This window comes from Streptomyces sp. NPDC032126, assembly GCF_055580085.1.
In genome coordinates, this window is sequence record NZ_JBVIMA010000004.1 from 567889 (window position 1) to 587232 (window position 19344).

18 protein-coding genes are annotated in these 19344 nt (G+C 71.0%); 14 read left to right on the plus strand and 4 right to left on the minus strand.

What is annotated here, in order from left to right; genetic code table 11:
• Positions 1-138: 138 nt before the first annotated feature.
• The 8 genes from recG to mutM all read left to right on the plus strand — a co-directional run bounded on the left by recG (position 139) and on the right by mutM (position 7384).
• Complete coding sequence (gene recG / locus ACZ5NW_RS18960) at positions 139-2334, plus strand: ATP-dependent DNA helicase RecG (RefSeq protein ID WP_468744968.1); 2196 nt, start codon at positions 139-141, stop codon at positions 2332-2334.
• A 99-nt stretch (positions 2335-2433) separates the two neighbouring features.
• On the plus strand, positions 2434-3021 hold the full coding sequence (gene rsmD, locus ACZ5NW_RS18965; RefSeq protein ID WP_468744969.1) for a 16S rRNA (guanine(966)-N(2))-methyltransferase RsmD: 588 nt from the start codon (positions 2434-2436) through the stop codon (positions 3019-3021).
• Positions 3022-3047: 26 nt separating this feature from the next.
• Complete coding sequence (gene coaD, locus ACZ5NW_RS18970) at positions 3048-3527, plus strand: pantetheine-phosphate adenylyltransferase (protein ID WP_468745105.1); 480 nt, start codon at positions 3048-3050, stop codon at positions 3525-3527.
• 58 nt (positions 3528-3585) lie between these two features.
• A complete protein-coding gene (locus tag ACZ5NW_RS18975) occupies positions 3586-4626 on the plus strand; it encodes an ATP synthase F0 subunit B (RefSeq protein ID WP_468744970.1) in 1041 nt (346 codons plus the stop codon).
• A 165-nt stretch (positions 4627-4791) separates the two neighbouring features.
• Complete coding sequence (locus ACZ5NW_RS18980) at positions 4792-5436, plus strand: YceD family protein (RefSeq protein ID WP_468744971.1); 645 nt, start codon at positions 4792-4794, stop codon at positions 5434-5436.
• A gap of 2 nt (positions 5437-5438) precedes the next feature.
• A complete protein-coding gene (gene rpmF, locus ACZ5NW_RS18985) occupies positions 5439-5612 on the plus strand; it encodes a 50S ribosomal protein L32 (RefSeq protein ID WP_003951102.1) in 174 nt (57 codons plus the stop codon).
• Positions 5613-5631: 19 nt separating this feature from the next.
• Complete coding sequence (rnc, locus tag ACZ5NW_RS18990; RefSeq protein ID WP_468745106.1) at positions 5632-6420, plus strand: ribonuclease III; 789 nt, start codon at positions 5632-5634, stop codon at positions 6418-6420.
• A gap of 103 nt (positions 6421-6523) precedes the next feature.
• On the plus strand, positions 6524-7384 hold the full coding sequence (mutM, locus tag ACZ5NW_RS18995; RefSeq protein ID WP_468744972.1) for a bifunctional DNA-formamidopyrimidine glycosylase/DNA-(apurinic or apyrimidinic site) lyase: 861 nt from the start codon (positions 6524-6526) through the stop codon (positions 7382-7384).
• On the opposite strand, the gene ACZ5NW_RS19000 is transcribed toward mutM, so the two are convergent.
• On the minus strand, positions 7357-7758 hold the full coding sequence (locus ACZ5NW_RS19000) for a winged helix-turn-helix transcriptional regulator (RefSeq protein ID WP_468744973.1): 402 nt from the start codon (positions 7756-7758) through the stop codon (positions 7357-7359). The genes mutM and ACZ5NW_RS19000 overlap by 28 nt on opposite strands.
• A 107-nt stretch (positions 7759-7865) precedes the next feature.
• On the opposite strand from ACZ5NW_RS19000, the gene ACZ5NW_RS19005 reads away from it, so the two are divergent.
• Positions 7866-8450 (plus strand): flavodoxin family protein, encoded by a 585-nt coding sequence (locus ACZ5NW_RS19005; protein ID WP_468744974.1) that lies wholly within the window; start codon positions 7866-7868, stop codon positions 8448-8450.
• 25 nt (positions 8451-8475) lie between these two features.
• Here ACZ5NW_RS19005 and ACZ5NW_RS19010 read toward each other — a convergent pair whose 3' ends face one another.
• The gene (locus tag ACZ5NW_RS19010) at positions 8476-9591 is read right to left on the minus strand and encodes a CAP domain-containing protein (protein WP_468744975.1); all 1116 of its coding nucleotides are present in this window, start codon (positions 9589-9591) and stop codon (positions 8476-8478) included.
• 187 nt (positions 9592-9778) lie between these two features.
• Here ACZ5NW_RS19010 and ACZ5NW_RS19015 point away from each other — a divergent pair, with 187 nt between their 5' ends.
• The 4 genes from ACZ5NW_RS19015 to ACZ5NW_RS19030 all read left to right on the plus strand — a co-directional run bounded on the left by ACZ5NW_RS19015 (position 9779) and on the right by ACZ5NW_RS19030 (position 16053).
• Positions 9779-10060 (plus strand): acylphosphatase, encoded by a 282-nt coding sequence (locus ACZ5NW_RS19015; RefSeq protein WP_468744976.1) that lies wholly within the window; start codon positions 9779-9781, stop codon positions 10058-10060.
• 378 nt (positions 10061-10438) lie between these two features.
• A complete protein-coding gene (locus ACZ5NW_RS19020; protein WP_468744977.1) occupies positions 10439-10639 on the plus strand; it encodes a hypothetical protein in 201 nt (66 codons plus the stop codon).
• Positions 10640-10888: 249 nt separating this feature from the next.
• Positions 10889-14470, plus strand: coding sequence for a chromosome segregation protein SMC (gene smc / locus ACZ5NW_RS19025; protein ID WP_468744978.1), 3582 nt, complete (start codon positions 10889-10891; stop codon positions 14468-14470).
• A gap of 164 nt (positions 14471-14634) precedes the next feature.
• The gene (locus tag ACZ5NW_RS19030; RefSeq protein WP_468744979.1) at positions 14635-16053 is read left to right on the plus strand and encodes a sugar porter family MFS transporter; all 1419 of its coding nucleotides are present in this window, start codon (positions 14635-14637) and stop codon (positions 16051-16053) included.
• A gap of 124 nt (positions 16054-16177) precedes the next feature.
• Here the strand turns inward: ACZ5NW_RS19030 and ACZ5NW_RS19035 are convergent, their stop codons facing one another.
• On the minus strand, positions 16178-17161 hold the full coding sequence (locus tag ACZ5NW_RS19035; RefSeq protein WP_468744980.1) for an LLM class flavin-dependent oxidoreductase: 984 nt from the start codon (positions 17159-17161) through the stop codon (positions 16178-16180).
• A 103-nt stretch (positions 17162-17264) separates the two neighbouring features.
• On the opposite strand from ACZ5NW_RS19035, the gene ftsY reads away from it, so the two are divergent.
• Positions 17265-18470 carry a signal recognition particle-docking protein FtsY gene (ftsY, locus tag ACZ5NW_RS19040; RefSeq protein ID WP_468744981.1) on the plus strand — a complete coding sequence of 402 codons (1206 nt, stop codon included), beginning with the start codon at positions 17265-17267 and terminating at the stop codon, positions 18468-18470.
• A 129-nt stretch (positions 18471-18599) separates the two neighbouring features.
• On the opposite strand, the gene ACZ5NW_RS19045 is transcribed toward ftsY, so the two are convergent.
• Positions 18600-19256 carry a bifunctional DNA primase/polymerase gene (locus tag ACZ5NW_RS19045; protein WP_468744982.1) on the minus strand — a complete coding sequence of 219 codons (657 nt, stop codon included), beginning with the start codon at positions 19254-19256 and terminating at the stop codon, positions 18600-18602.
• Positions 19257-19344 lie beyond the last annotated feature (88 nt).

Sequence of the window (19344 nt, forward strand, 5' to 3'; positions counted from 1 at the left end):
GCGGCGCGGGGTCGGGCGGTCCCACGTGAGGCAGTGACCGCGAAGGATGGCCGGAGCGCGTCATCCTAAGTCCCAAACGACGCGCCTGACCAGGGGTTTCGACAGACGTATACGGCATTGTCAGTGCCGTGGTGTGCAATGGATCTCGTGCCCGCACTGGAACAACCCCTGAAGAACGTGCTCGGTGCCCCCACCGCGAAGGTGATGGCCGAGCACCTCGGCCTGCACACCATCGGCGACCTCCTCCACCACTACCCGCGCAGATACGAGGAGCGCGGACAGCTCACCCACCTCGCCGACCTCCCCATGGACGAGCACGTCACGGTGGTCGCCATGGTCGCCGACGCCCGCCTGCACGCCTTCGCCTCCGCCAAGGCGCCCCGCGGCAAGGGCCAGCGCCTGGAGGTCACGATCACCGACGGCAGCGGCCGCCTCCAGCTGGTCTTCTTCGGCAACGGCGTCCACAAGCCCCACAAGGAGCTCCTGCCGGGCACACGCGCGATGTTCGCGGGCAAGGTCTCCGTCTTCAACCGCCGACTCCAACTGGCCCATCCGGCCTACGAATTGCTCCGCGGTGACGCGGACGAGACGGTCGAGACCTGGGCCGGCGCCCTCATCCCGATCTACCCCGCCACGGCCAAGCTGGAGTCCTGGAAGATCGGCAAGGCCGTCCAGACGGTCCTGCCGAGCGCCCAGGAGGCCGTGGACCCCCTCCCGGAGACCCTGCGGGCCGGCCGAGGGCTCGTCACCCTCCCGGAAGCCCTCCTCAAGATCCACCGCCCGCACACCAAGGCCGACATCGAGGACGCCCGCGCCCGCCTCAAGTGGGACGAGGCCTTCGTCCTCCAGGTCGCCCTCGCCCGCCGCCGCCACACCGACGCCCAGCTCCCCGCCGTCGCCCGCAGGCCCCGCCCCGACGGCCTCCTCGCGGCCTTCGACGACCGCCTCCCCTTCACCCTCACCGAGGGCCAGCAGAAGGTCTCCAAGGAGATCTTCGACGACCTCGCCACCGAACACCCGATGCACCGGCTGCTCCAGGGCGAGGTCGGAAGCGGCAAGACCATGGTGGCCCTGCGCGCCATGCTCGCCGTGGTCGACGCCGGCGGGCAGGCCGCCATGCTCGCGCCCACCGAGGTCCTCGCCCAGCAGCATCACCGGTCCGTCGTCGAGATGATGGGCGAGCTCGCCGAGGGCGGCATGCTGGGCGGGGCCGAGCACGGCACCAAGGTCGTGCTGCTCACCGGGTCGATGGGAGCGGCCGCCCGCCGTCAGGCGCTGCTCGACCTGGTCACCGGCGAGGCCGGCATCGTCATCGGCACGCACGCGCTGATCGAGGACAAGGTGCAGTTCCACGACCTCGGTCTGGTCGTCGTCGACGAACAGCACCGCTTCGGCGTCGAGCAGCGCGACGCCCTGCGCGGCAAGGGCAAGAAGCCGCCCCATCTGCTCGTCATGACGGCCACGCCCATCCCGCGCACCGTCGCCATGACCGTCTTCGGCGACCTGGAGACCTCCGTCCTCGACCAGCTCCCGGCCGGCCGCTCGCCCATCGCCAGCCATGTCGTCCCGGCCGCCGACAAGCCGCACTTCCTGGCCCGCGCCTGGGAGCGGGTCCGCGAGGAGGTCGAGAAGGGCCACCAGGCCTACGTCGTCTGCCCCCGCATCGGCGACGAGGAGGTGGCCCCGCAGAAGAAGTCCGCCGAGGACGAGGCCGAGAAGCGCCCGCCCCTCGCCGTCCTGGACGTCGCCGACCAGCTCGCCAAGGGCCCCCTCCAGGGCCTGCGCGTCGAGGTCCTGCACGGCAGGATGCACCCCGACGACAAGGACGCGGTCATGCGCCGCTTCGCCGCCGGCGAGACCCATGTCCTGGTCGCCACCACGGTCATCGAGGTCGGCGTCAACGTCCCGAACGCCACCGCGATGGTCATCATGGACGCCGACCGCTTCGGCGTCTCCCAGCTCCACCAGCTGCGCGGCCGCGTCGGCCGGGGCTCGGCGCCGGGCCTGTGCCTCCTGGTCACCGAGATGCCCGAGGCCAGCCCCGCCCGCCAGCGTCTGAACGCGGTGGCGTCGACCCTGGACGGCTTCGAGCTCTCCCGCATCGACCTGGAACAACGCCGGGAGGGCGACGTCCTCGGCCAGGCCCAGTCAGGCGCCCGCACCTCCCTGAAGGTCCTCGCCGTCATCGAGGACGAGGAGGTCATCGCGGAGGCGCGCGAGGAGGCGGCCGCTGTGGTGGCGGCAGACCCGGAGCTGACCGGACTTCCCGGCCTACGGACGGCCTTGGACGCCCTCTTGGACGAGGAGAGGGAGCAGTACTTGGAAAAGGGCTGAGGGAGAGCGTCCCGTAAGGGGCGCGGGGAACTGCGCGAGCAACCACCACGGACCTGCTGCCACACTGAATCCGTAACCACCCCTGACCGAGGACGAAAAATGACCCGCGTAATCGCCGGCGCAGCCGGCGGTCGCCGCCTCGCCGTCCCGCCAGGGACCGGCACTCGCCCCACCTCCGACCGCGCACGCGAAGGTCTCCTCTCCACCTGGCAGTCCCTCCTGGGCGGCCCCCTGGACGGCGAACGCGTCCTCGACCTCTACGCCGGCTCCGGCGCCGTAGGCCTCGAAGCCCTCTCCCGCGGCGCGAGCCACACCCTCCTCGTCGAGGCCGACGCCCGCGCCGCCCGCACCATCCGCGAGAACGTCAAGAGCCTCGGCCTCCCCGGCGCCGAGGTCCGGGCGGGCAAAGCGGAGCAGATCATCCAGCAACCGGCGCCGACCGAGCCGTACGACATCGTCTTCCTGGACCCGCCGTACCGAGTCACAGATCACGATCTTCGGGAGATTCTCCTCACACTCCGCTCGGGGGGCTGGCTCGCGACGGACGCGCTCGTCACCGTGGAGCGCAGCACCAGAGGCGGTGAATTCGGGTGGCCGGAGGGTTTTGAAGCACTCCGGTCCCGTCGCTACGGCGAGGGAACGTTTTGGTACGGTCGCGCCGCCTCTACGTGCGAAGACGCACGATGACCGGACCGGAGAGCGAGGGATCACTAGTGCGCCGCGCCGTCTGTCCCGGGTCGTTCGACCCGATCACCAACGGACATCTCGACATCATTTCCCGCGCCTCCAGGCTGTACGACGAGGTCTATGTCGCGGTCATGATCAACAAGTCCAAGAAGGGCCTGTTCGACGTCGACGAGCGGCTCGACCTGATCCGCCAGGTCACCGCCGAGTACGGCAACGTCCGCGTCGAGGCCTTCCACGGCCTCCTCGTCGACTTCTGCAAGCAGCGCGACATCCCCGCGATCGTCAAGGGCCTGCGCGCCGTCAGCGACTTCGACTACGAGCTGCAGATGGCCCAGATGAACAACGGGCTCTCCGGTGTGGAGACCCTGTTCGTGCCCACCAACCCCACCTACAGCTTCCTGTCCTCCTCGCTCGTCAAGGAGGTCGCGACCTGGGGCGGCGACGTCTCCCACCTGGTCCCGCCGGTGGTTCTCCAGGCCCTGAACAAGCGCCTGCGCGAGGGCTGATGGGGCTACAGTCGTCCCGTCCGTCTCCATCACAGCTGTAGAGAGTGGCGAGCACACGGTGGACGTGCAGAAGAAGCTCGACGAGATCGTCACCGCGGTCTCCAACGCCCGGTCGATGCCCATGTCGGCCTCGGTGATGGTCAACCGCGCCGAACTGCTCGCGATGCTGGAGGAGGTACGGGCCGCCCTGCCCGACTCCCTCGCCCAGGCGCAGGAGCTGATCGGCGACCGCGAGCAGATGGTCGAGCAGGCCCGCCAGGAAGCCGACCGGATCATCTCCCACGCGCACGCCGAACGCGGCTCCCTGATCTCCGACACCGAGGTCGCCCGCCGCTCCCAGGCCGAGGGCGACCGCATCCTCGCCGAGGCCCGCAAGGAGGCCGAGGACATCCGCGCCGAGGCCGACGACTACGTCGACTCCAAGCTCGCCAACTTCGAGGTCGTCCTCACCAAGACCCTCGGCTCCGTCGGCCGCGGCCGCGAGAAGCTCCTCGGCACCGGCCCCGGCACCGACGAGAACGGCTACGAGGACGAGGACGCCCCCGAGCGCAGCCACGACCCGGAGACCCTGCGCCGCGACGCCGACGCGTACGTGGACGCCAAGCTGGGCGCCTTCGAGGCGGTGCTCGCCAAGACCCTGGAGGCCGTCGGCCGCGGCCGGCAGAAGCTGCACGGCCGGATCGCCACCGACGACCTCGGCGCCCTCGCCGACGACACCACGACCTTCCAGCACTCCTCCGACGCGGACTACCTCGCCGACCTCGCCGCCCTCGCGGAACAGGACGCCCCGGCCGAGCAGCCGCAGCCCCCGCAGTACGAGCCGCAGCCGGCCTACGGCTATCAGCAGCAGCCGGATCCGTACGCCGGCGGCTACCAGCAGCAGACCTACGCCGGCCAGCAGGACGCCTACGGCTACCAGCAGGCCGACCCGTACGCCTATCAGGGCTACGACGCCCAGCAGGCCGCGTACGACCCGAACCAGGGCTACCAGCAGCCGCAGCAGCACCAGGCGAACGCGCTCGACGAGACCAGTCTCTTCGACACCAGCATGATCAGCGCCGAGCAGTTGCGCGCCTACGAGCAGGAACGCGGCCTGTAGCCGACGGCCCCCCCTCGCCCGTCACCGCCGGCCCGGGAGACCGGATTGGGCTGTGAGCGAAAGCTCCAGTATCCTGGCTCTTCGGTCGCGTGTACGTCCGCGATCAGCGCTGCCCCCGCACACCGCTGGGCGGCGTCCCCTCCACTCGGAAGACCGAAAGCAGGAATGGCCCTGAACGCCCGCCTCGACCACCGCAACCCCCTCGTGTTCGACACGCACGAGCTGGGACGGCGTCCTGGTGCGCTCCAGCGCCTGACCCGCGCGGTCGACGCTCCGAAGGATCTCGGGATCAAGGACGTCATCGGAGTGCCGGAAGGCGCCCCGGTGGAGCTCGAACTCCGCCTTGAGTCGGTCATGGAAGGGGTGCTTGTCACAGGCACCGCCCGTGCACAGGCCGAGGGGGAGTGCGTAATGTGTCTGGAGCCGCTTCAGCTCGACGTCGAAGCGGACTTCCAGGAACTGTTCTCGTACCCTGACGCCGACGACCGGGGCCGTGTGATCGCGGAACCCGGCGACGACGCCGAGGACGACGAGGACAGGTACTTCCTCGAGGACGGACTCTTCGACCTCGAACCTCTGCTGCGCGATGCGGTGGTGCTCGCACTGCCGATGCAGCCGGTGTGCCAGGAAGACTGCCCGGGCCTGTGCTCCGAGTGCGGAGCGCGGCTCGTGGACGACCCGGACCACCACCACGACGCCGTCGACATCCGTTGGGCGGCATTGCAGGGACTCGCCGGTTCGATCGAACCCGGCGAGAAGGACGAGATGAGCGGCGCCGAAGCTGGCGTCGACGAGAAGCAGGAGAAGTAGCCGTGGCTGTTCCGAAGCGGAAGATGTCGCGCAGCAACACGCGCCACCGCCGGTCGCAGTGGAAGGCTGCGGTCCCCACCCTGGTTGCGTGCGAGCGCTGCCACGAGCCCAAGCAGCAGCACATCGCGTGCCCGTCTTGCGGCACCTACAACAAGCGCCAGGTCCTCGAGGTCTGAGCGGCTGGTGAGAGGCACTGTGTCCACGCCGAAGAAGAACTCGGGCGACAATCAGGCCTCGTCCCACACGCTGTTGGAAGGGCGGCTCGGGTACAAGCTCGAGTCCGCCCTTCTGGTGCGTGCGCTGACCCACCGGTCCTACGCGTACGAGAACGGCGGTCTGCCGACCAATGAGCGCCTGGAGTTCCTCGGGGACTCCGTGCTGGGCCTCGTGGTCACGGACACGCTGTATCGCACCCACCCCGACCTGCCCGAGGGCCAGCTGGCCAAGCTGCGGGCCGCGGTGGTCAACTCGCGTGCGCTGGCGGAGGTCGGTCGCGGCCTCGACCTGGGTTCCTTCATCCGGCTCGGCCGCGGTGAAGAGGGCACGGGCGGCCGGGACAAGGCATCCATCCTCGCCGACACCCTCGAAGCGGTGATCGGCGCGGTCTATCTCGACCAGGGCCTCGACGCGGCCTCCGAACTGGTGCACCGCCTGTTCGACCCGCTGATCGAGAAGTCCTCGAACCTCGGTGCCGGCCTGGACTGGAAGACCTCCCTCCAGGAGCTCACTGCGACCGAGGGGCTCGGCGTGCCCGAGTACCAGGTCACGGAGACCGGCCCCGACCACGAGAAGACCTTCACTGCTGCCGCCCGCGTCGGAGGCGTCTCGTACGGCACCGGCACCGGCCGCAGCAAGAAGGAGGCGGAGCAGCAGGCCGCCGAGTCCGCCTGGCGGGCCATCCGGGCCGCCGCCGACGAGCGCGCCAGGACGGCGGCCGCCCACGCCGCCGAGGGCGACGCGGACGCGGCTCCGGCCTCCGCCTGACCACATCACCCACAGCAGTACAGCGCGACCGAGCGCCCGCCCCCTGACGACAGACTCGGGGCGGGCGCTCGGCTCGTGCACCACCGTAGTCACGGGGGAGCGCATGCCCGAATTGCCCGAGGTCGAGGTCGTCCGGCGCGGTCTGGAGCGGTGGGTCGCCCATCGCACGGTCGCCGACGCCGAGGTGCTGCACCCGCGCGCGGTACGGCGGCACACGGCCGGCGCGGACGACTTCGCGCACCGGCTCAAGGGCCATCGCGTGGGTACGCCCAGCCGGCGCGGCAAATATCTGTGGCTGCCGCTGGAGGACACCGGCCAGTCGGTGCTGGCCCACCTCGGCATGAGCGGCCAGCTGCTGGTGCAGCCGCACGAGGCGCCCGACGAGAGGCATCTGCGCATCCGGGTGCGCTTCACCGACGCCCTCGGCACCGAACTGCGCTTCGTCGACCAGCGCACCTTCGGCGGACTGTCGTTGCACGACACCACCCTCGACGGGCTGCCCGACGTCATCGCCCACATCGCGCGTGACCCCCTCGACCCCCTGTTCGACGACGAGGCGTTCCATCAGGCACTGCGCCGCAGACGCACCACCATCAAACGGTCATTGTTGGACCAGTCGCTGATCAGCGGCGTCGGCAACATCTACGCGGACGAGGCCCTGTGGCGCTCCCGTCTGCACTACGACCGCCCCACCGCCACCTTCACCCGCCCCCGCACGGCCGAACTCCTCGGCCACATACGGGATGTGATGAACGCGGCCCTCGCGGTCGGCGGCACCAGCTTCGACAGCCTCTACGTCAATGTGAACGGCGAGTCGGGCTATTTCGACCGCTCGCTCGACGCGTACGGACGGGAGGGCCTGCCCTGCAAGCGCTGCGGCACACCCATGGGCCGCCGCCCCTGGATGAACCGGTCCAGCTACTTCTGCCCGAGGTGTCAGAGGGCGCCGCGCGTCTCGTCGTAGCGCGCGCGGGACGCGAGGACGTCGTCCATCGCGCCCTCCACGCAGTCGATGAGGGCGAGCAGCCGCTCGGCGACCCGGCGGCCCAGGGGCGTCAGTTCGTAGTCCACGCGGGGAGGGTTGGTCGGCTGTGCCTCGCGATGCACCAGGCCGTCGCGCTCCAGCGCGTGCAGGGTCTGGGACAGCATCTTCTCGCTCACGCCGTCGACGCGGCGGCGCAGCTCGTTGAAGCGCAGCGAGCCCTCGTACAGCGCGCCGAGCGTCAGTCCGCCCCAGCGGCCCGTGACGTGCTCCAGCGTGCCCCGCGACGGGCAGGCCTTGGCGAACACGTTGTACGCGAGGTCGTCCTCGGGGGTGCGCTGCCGGGTGCTGTCCATACGGCAAGCCTACTCCAGGGCAGCGCTAACCGCGAGATTGCACTAACCAGAAGTTAGTGCTTTCCTGTGGTTACTGCTTCCGAGCTGCCCCATTCGAGGAGACACCCATGACCACCCCTGTCGTTTCCATCGCCTACCACTCCGGTTACGGCCACACCGCCGTGCTCGCCGAAGCCGTCCGCGCCGGTGCCGTCGAAGCGGGTGCCGAAGTGCACCTGATCAAGGTCGACGAGATCACCGACGAGCAGTGGCAGACCCTGGACCGCTCGGACGCGATCGTCTTCGGCTCGCCGACCTACATGGGCACCGCGTCCGGCGCCTTCCATGTCTTCGCCGAGGCGTCCTCCAAGCGCTGGTTCGGCCAGGACTGGAAGGACAAGCTGGCGGCCGGCTTCACCAACTCCGGCTCCAAGAGCGGCGACAAGCTGCACACCCTGCAGTTCTTCCAGATCCTCGCCGGACAGCACGGCATGCACTGGGTCAACCTCGGCCTGCACCCCGGCTGGAACAACAGCGAGGGCTCCGAGCACGACCTCAACCGCCTCGGCGTCTTCGCCGGCGCGGCCGCCCAGACCAACGTCGACGAGGGCCCGGACGCCGTCCACAAGGCGGACATCGCCACGGCCGAGCACCTGGGCCGCCGGGTGACGCAGACGGCCCGCGTCTTCGCCCAGGGTCGCGTGGCCGCCTGACCGCCCGACCTTCCGGGCGGACGGCTCAGTAGCCGAAGTCCTGCGTCCACCAAGGGCCGCCCGGACCGAAGTGGACGCCGACGCCGAGGGTCTTGAAGTCGCAGTTCAGGATGTTGGCCCGGTGGCCGGGGCTGTTCATCCAGGCGTCCATCACCGCGGCCGCGTCCGCCTGGCCCCGGGCGATGTTCTCGCCGCCCAGGCCGGAGATGCCGGCCTTCGCCGCGCGGTCCCACGGGGTCTTGCCGTCGGGGTCGGTGTGGTCGAAGAAGCCGCGCGCGGCCATGTCGTCGCTGAAGGCCTCCGCCAGCTGGGCCAGCGAACTGTTCGCGGCGACCGCGCTGCAGCCGACCTTCGCCCGCTCCTCGTTGACGAGCCTGAGCACCTCGGCCGCCGCCTGGGCCTCGGCCGAGACGGTGATCGGCGCGCTGCTTCGCTGGGGCGCCTTGGAGGCCCGCTTCGAGGGCGTGCTCTGCGGCGTCCTCTTCTTCGTCGGGGTCGCCGACGGCGTCTTCGTGGCCGTCTCGGTCGGCGACGCCGACACCGAGGGGGACGCCGACGGGGACGTCGAGGCCGGCGGGGTCGTCGTACGGCCGGCGTGGCGGCTGGTCGACGTGGAGCCGCGGCTCTCGGCGGAGCCGGACGTGCCGCCCTGCTCGGAGGCCGAGTTCGTCGGTGAGTCGGCGGCCCGCACCTTGTCCCCGGTGCTGCTGGTGCCGCCGAGCTTGTAGCTGTCGAGGCCGGGCACCACGCCGGTGGCCACGGCGACCGTGCCGAGGGCCATCGCGGCGGAGACCCCGAGCAGACCGGTCTTGACCGGCGTCACGGCCTTCCTGCGGCGGCGCCGCCCGCCCGGACGGCGCGGACCGCCGTCGGGGGAGAAGCCGTCGGCGGTGAAGACCGCCGTGCGGTCACCGGGGGCGTACTCGTCGTCCGTCGAGTACAGATACTCGTGGCTCTTGGCGTAGGCGTCGGCGTACGCCTCCGGGTTCAGATAGGGCGCGATCCCCAGCGTGGGCTCGCCCCCGTCCCGGTACGAGTCCCCGGGGGCGTGGCTCCGCGTGTGCGAACCGTCCGGCTGCGTGACCCCCGTGGCGCGGCCCGTGGCGGCGCGGCCGGCGGCGGAGCGTCGGTGGCGTCCCATGTCCTGGCCTTCCTCGTCCTTCGGCGTCCCTGTGGTCGACCCGTGACCTGTGGTCAATGACTCCTCATGGTCAACCAGACTCACCCGATCGGGTGAGTTTCATATGAGATTCATTGGGTGGGGACGGTACCCCATGCCACTGGGGGAGCAAGTGTCCCGAGTGACATTGGCCAGTTAGGTTGCACCCATGAGCGAGGATGTACGGCTGGTCGCCTGGGTGCGCGGACGGGTCCAAGGCGTGGGTTTCCGCTGGTTCACGCGGGCGAAAGCGCTTGAGATCGGCGGCCTGAGTGGTTTTGCTCTCAATTTGGCCGACGGGCGGGTCCAGGTCGTCGCGGAAGGCCCCCGCGCGGGCTGCGAGGGGCTGCTCGACTGGCTCCAGGGCGACGACACGCCCGGGCGGGTGGACGGCGTCACCGAGATCTGGGACACACCCCGCGGCGGCTACGACGGCTTCGCGATCCGCTGATCCACCCGCGCCGACGGCCCCCGCGAGACCCCGGGAGCATGCCCCCGGCATCCGCCGCCCGGGGAAAGGGCCAGGTGGTTGCCAAGAAGGGCTTGCGATGGCAGGCTCCGCACGCAAGGATGATCGCCACGCCCCGAGGGCCCCGAGGACCATGCCGCGCCGCCGTTTCCGGCCGAGCGCACCGGGATGCCCACCGATACGGGGCGTGATCGTGTTGACCGTCAAACTTTTTGGTGAGACGCTGAAAGCCCCGCGCACCTTAGCTGTTTGGCATGGATGAACGGCAGCACGAACTCGATCCTGCCAAGCACCGCGGGTGCGAATCCCTCACGACCCACACCGCTTCGGTCGGTCACTCAGTGTGGAGGACCATCCATCATGGCAAAGGCGCTTCTCGGTTACGTCGGCGGCTCCGACCCGCGACTCCTCGCCGAGATGCGACGGCTCCAGCAGCGTGTCCAGGACCTGGAATCCGAGCTCGTACGGATCCAGGCGGAGAACGACGCACTGCAGGCTGCCGCTTCTCACGAGATCATGGAGAGCATCGACGCACACCAGGCGGAGCCTGCGCTCACCTGATCGCTGCACCGCTCCACAACAACCCTCGCAGCGGTTGGGTTGTCCGTTCAACCGCGTCGAACCGCAATGTTGTACAGAGTTGCAAGGGACGCTTCGGCGTCCCTTCTTTCTTGCCTCCCCCGTCCGCCGGCCCCGGTCGTTGCCCCGCGCACCTTTCAGTCTCTTTAACGAATGGTGTGCCCTGGACGTTCATGGGTGAAACCGCCGGTTCATGCAGTGAGACACCCCCGGAAGGTAGAGTCCGGCGGCGTGCACCTCAAGGCCCTGACCCTCCGTGGGTTCAAGTCGTTCGCCTCGGCGACCACGCTCCGGTTCGAACCGGGGATCACGTGCGTCGTCGGCCCGAACGGCTCGGGCAAGTCCAACGTCGTGGACGCGCTCACCTGGGTCATGGGCGAGCACAGCGCCAAGTCGCTGCGCGGCGGCAAGATGGAGGACGTCATCTTCGCCGGCACCACCGGGCGCCCCCCGCTCGGCCGCGCCGAGGTGTCCCTCACCATCGACAACTCCGACGGCGCCCTGCCCATCGAGTACGCCGAGGTCACCATCACGCGGATCATGTTCCGCAACGGCGGCAGCGAGTACCAGATCAACGGCGACACCTGCCGTCTCCTCGACATCCAGGAGCTCCTCTCCGACTCCGGCATCGGCCGTGAGATGCACGTCATCGTCGGCCAGGGCCAGCTGGACTCCGTGCTGCACGCCGACCCCATGGGCCGCCGCGCCTTCATCGAGGAGGCCGCCGGCGTCCTCAAGCACCGCAAGCGCAAGGAGAAGGCCCTGCGCAAGCTGGACGCGATGCAGGCCAACCTCGCGCGCGTGCAGGACCTGACCGACGAACTGCGCCGCCAGCTCAAGCCCCTGGGCCGCCAGGCCGCCGTCGCCCGCCGGGCCGCCGTCATCCAGGCCGACCTGCGCGACGCGCGCCTGCGCCTGCTCGCCGACGATCTCGTACGGCTGCGGGAGGCGCTGCGCGCCGAGGTCGCCGACGAGGCCGCCCTGAAGGAGCGCAAGGAGGCGGCCGAGCAGGAGCTGCGCAAGGCTCTCCAGCGGGAGTCGCTCCTGGAGGACGAGGTACGCCGGCTCACCCCGCGCCTCCAGCGCGCCCAGCAGACCTGGTACGAGCTCTCCCAGCTCGCCGAACGGGTCCGCGGCACGATCTCCCTCGCCGACGCGCGCGTGAAGAGCGCGACCTCGGCGCCGCCGGAGGAACGCCGGGGCCGCGACCCCGAGGACATGGAACGCGAGGCCGCCCGCATCCGCGAACAGGAGGCCGAGCTGGAGGCCGCCCTCGACGCGGCCCAGCACGCCCTGGAGGACACGGTCGCGCACCGGGCCGAGCTGGAGCGCGAGCTCGCCCAGGAGGAACGCCGCCTCAAGGACGTGGCCCGCGCCATCGCCGACCGCCGCGAGGGCCTGGCCCGCCTCAACGGCCAGGTGAACGCGGCCCGTTCCCGTGCCGCCTCCGCCCAGGCCGAGATCGACCGCCTGGCGGCGGCCCGCGACGAGGCGCAGGAACGTGCCGTCGCGGCCCAGGAGGAGTACGAGGCCCTGAAGGCCGAGGTGGACGCCCTGGACGCGGGCGACGAGGACCTGGCCGAACAGCACGAGGCGGCGAGGCGCGAGCTGACCGAGGCGGAGGCGGCGCTCTCGGCTGCCCGAGACGCGGCCACAGCCGCGGAACGCACCCGCGCGGCGACCCAGGCCCGCCACGAGGCCCTGGCCCTGGGCCTGCGCCGCAAGGACGGCAGCGGCGCACTGCTCGCCGCGAAGGACCGCTTGACCGGCCTGCTGGGCCCGGCGGCGGAACTGCTCACGGTGACGCCGGGATACGAGATCCCCTTGGCGGCAGCGTTCGGCGCGGCGGCGGACGCGCTGGCGGTCACGTCACCGACGGCGGCAGCGGAAGCGATCCGATGGCTGCGCAAGCAGGACGGGGGCCGAGCATCTCTCCTGGTAGCGGGAGACGACGCACCTGAAAGGGGCGCGGGGAACCGCGCGACAAGCCACGACGAACCCGCGGACGCCCAACAGCCTCACGCCGCGTCTTTCGTCCGCGCCCCCTCCCACCTCATGCCCTCCATCCGCCGCCTCCTGCACGGCATCGTCGTGGTCGACACCCTTGAGGCCGCCGAAGAGCTCGTCTACGCCCACCCCCACCTCACCGCGGTCACCGCCGAAGGCGACCTCCTGGGCGCCCACTTCGCCCACGGCGGCTCCGCGGGCGCCCCGAGCCTGCTGGAAGTACAGGCCTCCGTGGACGAGGCGGCCGCGGAGCTGGAGGAGCTGGCCGTCCGGTGCGAGGAACTCACCGCGGCGCAGCAGGCGGCGGGGGAGCGCCGCAAGGAATGTGCCGCCCTCGTCGAGGAACTGGCGGAGCGCCGCCGCGCCGCCGACCGCGAGAAGTCGGCCGTGGCCCAGCAGCTCGGCCGCCTCGCAGGGCAGGCACGAGGCGCGGCAGGAGAGGCCGAGCGCTCCGTCGCCGCGGCCGCCCGCGCACAGGAGGCGCTCGACAAGGCGCTCCAGGACGTCGAGGAGCTCGCCGAACGCCTCGCCGTCGCCGAGGAGATGCCGGTCGAGGAGGAGCCCGACACCTCCGTGCGGGACCGGCTCGCCGCCGACGGCGCCAACGCGCGGCAGACCGAGATGGAGGCCCGCCTCCAGGTCCGTACGCACGAGGAGCGCGTCAAGGGCCTCGCCGGCCGGGCTGACTCCCTCGACCGGGCCGCCCGCGCCGAGCGCGAGGCACGCGCGCGTGCCGAGCAGCGTCGGGCACGGCTGCGCCACGAGGCCGCCGTCGCCGAGGCCGTCGCGGCCGGCGCCCGGCAGCTGCTGGCGCACGTCGAGGTGTCCCTCGGCCGCGCCGAGGCGGAGCGGGTCGCCGCCGACGCGGCGAAGGCCCGGCGGGAGCAGGAGCTGGCCGCCGCCCGCACCACCGGCCGGGACCTCAAGGCCGAACTCGACAAGCTCACCGACTCGGTGCACCGCGGCGAGGTGCTCGGCGCCGAGAAGCGGCTGCGGATCGAGCAGCTGGAGACCAAGGCGCTGGAGGAGCTGGGCGTGGAGCCGGCCGGGCTCGTCTCCGAGTACGGCCCGCATCAGCTCGTACCGCCGTCCCCGCCCGCCGAGGGCGAGGAGCTGCCCGAGGACCCGGAGCACCCCCGCAACCAGCCGAAGCAGTTCCACCGGGCCGAGCAGGAGCGGCGCCTCAAGGCCGCCGAACGGGCGTACCAGCAGCTCGGCAAGGTGAATCCGCTCGCCCTGGAGGAGTTCGCCGCGCTGGAGGAGCGCCACAAGTTCCTCAGTGAGCAGCTGGAGGACCTGAGGAAGACCCGCGCCGACCTGCTTCAGGTGGTGAAGGAGGTCGACGAGCGCGTCGAGCAGGTCTTCACCGAGGCGTACCGGGACACCGCCCGGGAGTTCGAGGGCGTGTTCAGCAGGCTGTTCCCGGGCGGTGAGGGCCGGCTCGTGCTGACCGACCCCGACAACATGCTCACCACGGGTGTCGACGTCGAGGCCCGTCCGCCGGGCAAGAAGGTCAAGCGGCTGAGCCTGCTCTCCGGTGGCGAGCGCTCGCTCACCGCCGTGGCGTTGCTGGTGTCGATCTTCAAGGCCCGGCCGAGCCCCTTCTACGTCATGGACGAGGTCGAGGCCGCCCTCGACGACACCAATCTCCAGCGGCTCATCCGCATCATGCAGGAGCTCCAGGAGTCCTCGCAGCTGATCGTGATCACGCATCAGAAGCGCACGATGGAGGTCGCCGACGCGCTGTACGGCGTCTCGATGCAGGGCGACGGGGTGTCGAAGGTCATCAGCCAGCGGCTGCGCTAGCTCAGCACCTCGGCTTCACGTCCTTCAACCTTTGAACACAACCTCCTGAGGCGTGCCTGTTTTCTCACACCACTCTGTCTAGTGGTTTCGAAACTTGAAGGCATAGGGTCTCCATTGTTGTTTTTGCCTTCAGGCAGCGTTGCCGGTGGCCTTAGGAGTTGAACGTGACCAGCACAGCGCAGGCACAGCAGTCAGGAGCCGGGACGGCTCACCCCGATCATCTCGGGCACGTCATCTTCATCGCGGCGGCGGCCGCGATGGGCGGCTTCCTCTTCGGCTACGACAGCTCCGTGATCAACGGCGCCGTCGAGGCCATCCGCGACCGCTACGACATCGGCTCCGCCGCCCTCGCGCAGGTCATCGCCATCGCCCTGATCGGCTGCGCCATCGGCGCCGCGACCGCCGGCCGGATCGCCGACCGCATCGGCCGCATCCGGGTCATGCAGATCGCCGCCGTGCTGTTCACGGTCAGCGCCGTCGGCTCGGCGCTGCCCTTCTCCCTGTGGGACTTCGCCCTCTGGCGCGTCGTCGGCGGCTTCGCCATCGGCATGGCGTCCGTCATCGGCCCCGCCTACATCGCCGAGGTCGCCCCGCCCGCCTACCGCGGCCGGCTCGGCTCCTTCCAGCAGGCCGCCATCGTCATCGGCATCGCCATCTCCCAGCTGGTCAACTGGGGTCTGCTGAACGCCGCCGGCGGCGACCAGCGCGGCACCCTGATGGGCCTGGAGGCCTGGCAGGTCATGCTCGGCGTCATGGTGGTCCCGGCCGTCCTCTACGGCCTGCTCTCCTTCGCCATCCCCGAGTCCCCCCGCTTCCTGATCTCCGTCGGCAAGCGCGAGCGCGCCCGCGAGATCCTCGCCGAGGTCGAGGGCGAGCGCATCGACCTGGACGCCCGCGTCACCGAGATCGAGCACGCGATGAAGAGCGAGCACAAGTCCACCTTCCGCGATCTGCTGGGCGGCGGCTTCTTCTTCAAGCCGATCGTCTGGATCGGCATCGGTCTGTCCGTCTTCCAGCAGTTCGTCGGCATCAACGTCGCGTTCTACTACTCCTCGACGCTGTGGCAGTCGGTCGGCGTCGACCCGACGGACTCGTTCTTCTACTCCTTCACGACGTCGATCATCAACATCGTCGGCACCGTGATCGCCATGATCTTCGTGGACCGCGTCGGCCGCCGCCCGCTCTCCATCATCGGCTCGGTCGGCATGGTGATCGGCCTCGCCCTGGAGGCCTGGGCCTTCTCCTACGACCTCGTCGACGGCAAGCTGCCCAGCGCCCAGGGCTGGACCGCCCTGATCGCGGCCCACATCTTCGTCCTCTTCTTCGCCCTGTCCTGGGGTGTGGTCGTCTGGGTCATGCTCGGCGAGATGTTCCCGAACAAGATCCGCGCGGCCGCGCTGGGCGTGGCCGCCGCCGCACAGTGGATCGCCAACTGGGCGATCACCGCGAGCTTCCCGTCGCTGGCCGACTGGAACCTCTCCTTCACCTACGTGATCTACACGGTCTTCGCGGCACTCTCCATCCCGTTCGTCCTGAAGTTCGTCAAGGAGACGAAGGGCAAGGCGCTGGAGGAGATGGGCTGAGCAGCCCCGCGCACTCGGGGAGAAGGGCCAAGTCCCCGCTGCCCCTCTCCTCGTACCGTCCGCCGCCCCCGCCCGGCACCCGCCCGGGCGGGTGCGGCGGCTCACTCGTCGAGACGACCACCGGTTATCGCCCCGGCTCAGCCCCCAGCGCCGGAAGGACCCGCTCCGCGAACAACCGCAGGCTCCGCCATCCCTCGTCCACCGGCATTCCGCCGGCCAGAGGGTGCAGGACGAGGTTGTCGAGGCCCTGGTCCACGCACTCCTGCGGGGTCAGGATCCGGTACACGCCCTCCGTGCGCAGTTCCTCCACCGTCGTGGCCGCCGACTTCACCGCCGACCGTATGTCCCCGGACTGCCAGGAGGCGTAGGTGCGGGCCTCGTGGAGGAAGTGGGCGCCGTACTCGGCCCAGGCCCGGTCCGGGTCCTCGGCGATGTGCAGGAGCGGGGTCTCGGCGGTGGGCATCATCGTCCAGCCCTCCGTGCCGTACGCGGTCAGCTGTTCCTTGTAGTACGCCTCCAGCTCCGGGAGGTGGGCGCTCGGGAAGAAGGGGAGGCCGAGGCGGGCGGCCCGGCGCGCGGCGGCCCGGGAGGAGCCGCCGACCAGGAGCAGGGGGTGCGGCCGGGTGTACGGGCGCGGGGTGACCCGTACCGTACGGCCCCGGTAGGTGAACTCCTCGCCGGTCCACGCCCTGAGCACCGTCTCCAGCAGCTCGTCCTGGAGCCTGCCGCGCCGCTTCCAGTCCACGCCGAACAGCGCGTACTCCTCCGGCCGGTATCCGATCCCGGCGACCGTCACCAGACGCCCGCCGCTCAGCAGATCCAGTACGGCGATGTCCTCCGCCAGCCGCAGCGGGTCGTGCAGCGGGCCGATCACCGCCGAGACGGTGACCGCGATGTTCCTCGTCGCCCCGAACACCGCGCCGGCGAAGGCGAACGGGGAGGGCAGCCAGTTGTTGGCGGCCCCGTGGTGCTCCTCCGTCTGGACGGTGGTGATCCCGTGCCGGTCGGCGTACGCGGCCATCTCCAGCGCCGCCCGGTAGCGGGCGGAGAGCGAGGACGGGGTGGCGCCGGGTTCGACGAGGTTGAAACGGACGACCGAGACGGGCATGGGGCCCCCTTCACCGGGCGGGTGTGGAGGGGGACGTTAGCTGACGGTGTGTCAGACATCCAGAGCGGTGTCGCGGCACTCCATGACTGATACTGGACAGGTTATGGAAACCGTCATCCTTGCTGTAGTCATCGCCGTGGTCGTGCTCGGCGCGCTCGGCGGGCTCGTGATCGGCAGCCGACGGAAGAAGTCGCTGCCCCCGCCGCCGCCCGCCGCGCCCGACATCACCGCCCCTCCGGCCGAGCCGCACGTCGGCGACGAGGCCGAGACACCCCGCGACGAACCACGCCGCACGATCGAGGAAGTGGATCTCCCGGGCTCCGCCCCGGTCGAGGTCGAGGAGCCGCCCGCCGACCTGGTCGAGGCGCCCCCGATCGAGATCCCGGAGCCCTCCGCCGGCCGCCTGGTCCGCCTGCGCGCCCGCCTCTCCCGCTCCCAGAACGCCCTCGGCAAGGGCCTGCTCACCCTGCTGTCGCGCGAGCACCTCGACGAGGAGACCTGGGAGGAGATCGAGGACACCCTGCTCACCGCCGACGTCGGCGTGCAGCCCACCCAGGAGCTGGTCGACGGGCTGCGCGAGCGCGTCAAGGTGCTCGGCACCCGCACCCCCGACGAACTGCGCGGGCTGCTGCGCGAGGAGCTGCTCAAGCTCGTCGGCACCGATGTCGACCGCACGGTGCGGACCGAGCCCGAGGACCGCAAGCCCGGCATCGTGATGGTCGTCGGCGTCAACGGCACCGGCAAGACCACCACCACCGGCAAGCTCGCGCGCGTCCTCGTGGCCGACGGCCGTACGGTCGTCCTCGGCGCCGCCGACACCTTCCGCGCCGCCGCCGCCGACCAGCTCCAGACCTGGGGCGAGCGCGTGGGCGCCCACACCGTGCGCGGGCCGGAGGCCGGGGACCCCGCCTCCGTCGCCTTCGACGCGGTGAAGGAGGGCAAGGAGATGGGCGTCGACGTGGTGCTCATCGACACCGCCGGGCGTCTGCACACCAAGACCGGCCTCATGGACGAACTCGGCAAGGTCAAGCGCGTCGTCGAGAAGCACGCCCCGCTCGACGAGGTGCTGCTCGTCCTCGACGCCACCACCGGCCAGAACGGCCTCGTCCAGGCCCGGGTCTTCGCCGAGGTCGTCGACATCACCGGCATCGTGCTGACCAAGCTGGACGGCACCGCCAAGGGCGGCATCGTCATCGCCGTGCAGCGGGAGCTGGGTGTTCCCGTCAAGCTCGTCGGGCTCGGCGAGGGCGCGGACGACCTGGCGCCGTTCGAGCCGGAGGCGTTCGTTGACGCCCTTATCGGCGAGTAGCACCACCTCCGAGAATCCGGAAGTGACAGCGAAGAAGCGCCCGCCCCCCGAGGTGCAGTCGGGGAGCGGGCGCTTCGCTGTGCGCGGCGCCGACGCCGTGACGACGCCGGCGCCCGGGGAGGGGCGGCGCTAGGCCCGCGACCGGTGCGCCACGTACGCCAGCGTCCCCAGCAGCAGGCGGGCCGCCGGCGGTCGCGTCGCCGTGTCCAGCTCGGGCGGCCTCAGCCAGCGCACGGGGCCGAGCCCGCCCCGGTCGGACGGCGGGGCGGTGACGTACCCACCGGGGCCGAGGCCGCGCAGGTCGAGGGCGGCGGGATCGTCCCAGCCCATGCGGTAGAGCAGGTCGGTCAGCTCGGCGGCGGCGCCGTGCGCCACGAAGAACTGGGCGCGGCCCTCCGGGGTCGCCGAGACCGGTCCGAGGGGCAGCCCCATCCGCTCCAGCCGGACCAGGGCGCGGCGCCCGGCGGACTCGGCGACCTCGATGACGTCGAAGGCGCGCCCCACGGGCAGCATCACCGACGCGCCGGGGAAGTCCCCCCACACCTTGGTCACCTCGTCGAGCGTGGCGCCCGCCGACAGCTGCGGCGCGAAGTCGAGCGGATGCGCCCCGGGCGCCCGGCAGTCGGAACGGCCGCAGGAGCAGGCGCCCGCCGCGGCGCGGGCGCCCGGCACGACGTCCCACCCCCACAGCGCGGTGCACTCCGCTACGACCGTGCACTCGGACGGACGGCCACGCCTGCGCGCGCCGGAGCGGATCTCGCGAATGCCGCCGATCGTGAAGCCCATGCCCCCTCCAACGGGTCCGACGCACCGGTGGTTACGTAGCGGACGCGGAACGTGACTCTCTGTATTTATGCCTCGGGGGGCGTCCCAG

Bases quoted from the DNA above. Each gene is read 5' to 3' on its own strand.
- recG (WP_468744968.1), top strand. From the start codon at position 139: ATGGATCTCGTGCCCGCACTGGAACAACCCCTGAAGAACGTGCTCGGT.
- rsmD (WP_468744969.1), top strand. From the start codon at position 2,434: ATGACCCGCGTAATCGCCGGCGCAGCCGGCGGTCGCCGCCTCGCCGTC.
- ACZ5NW_RS18980 (WP_468744971.1), top strand. From the start codon at position 4,792: ATGGCCCTGAACGCCCGCCTCGACCACCGCAACCCCCTCGTGTTCGAC.
- mutM (WP_468744972.1), top strand. From the start codon at position 6,524: ATGCCCGAATTGCCCGAGGTCGAGGTCGTCCGGCGCGGTCTGGAGCGG.
- ACZ5NW_RS19000 (WP_468744973.1), bottom strand. From the start codon at position 7,758: ATGGACAGCACCCGGCAGCGCACCCCCGAGGACGACCTCGCGTACAAC.
- ACZ5NW_RS19005 (WP_468744974.1), top strand. From the start codon at position 7,866: ATGACCACCCCTGTCGTTTCCATCGCCTACCACTCCGGTTACGGCCAC.
- ACZ5NW_RS19010 (WP_468744975.1), bottom strand. From the start codon at position 9,591: ATGGGACGCCACCGACGCTCCGCCGCCGGCCGCGCCGCCACGGGCCGC.
- ACZ5NW_RS19015 (WP_468744976.1), top strand. From the start codon at position 9,779: ATGAGCGAGGATGTACGGCTGGTCGCCTGGGTGCGCGGACGGGTCCAA.
- ACZ5NW_RS19020 (WP_468744977.1), top strand. From the start codon at position 10,439: ATGGCAAAGGCGCTTCTCGGTTACGTCGGCGGCTCCGACCCGCGACTC.
- ACZ5NW_RS19035 (WP_468744980.1), bottom strand. From the start codon at position 17,161: ATGCCCGTCTCGGTCGTCCGTTTCAACCTCGTCGAACCCGGCGCCACC.
- ftsY (WP_468744981.1), top strand. From the start codon at position 17,265: ATGGAAACCGTCATCCTTGCTGTAGTCATCGCCGTGGTCGTGCTCGGC.
- ACZ5NW_RS19045 (WP_468744982.1), bottom strand. From the start codon at position 19,256: ATGGGCTTCACGATCGGCGGCATTCGCGAGATCCGCTCCGGCGCGCGC.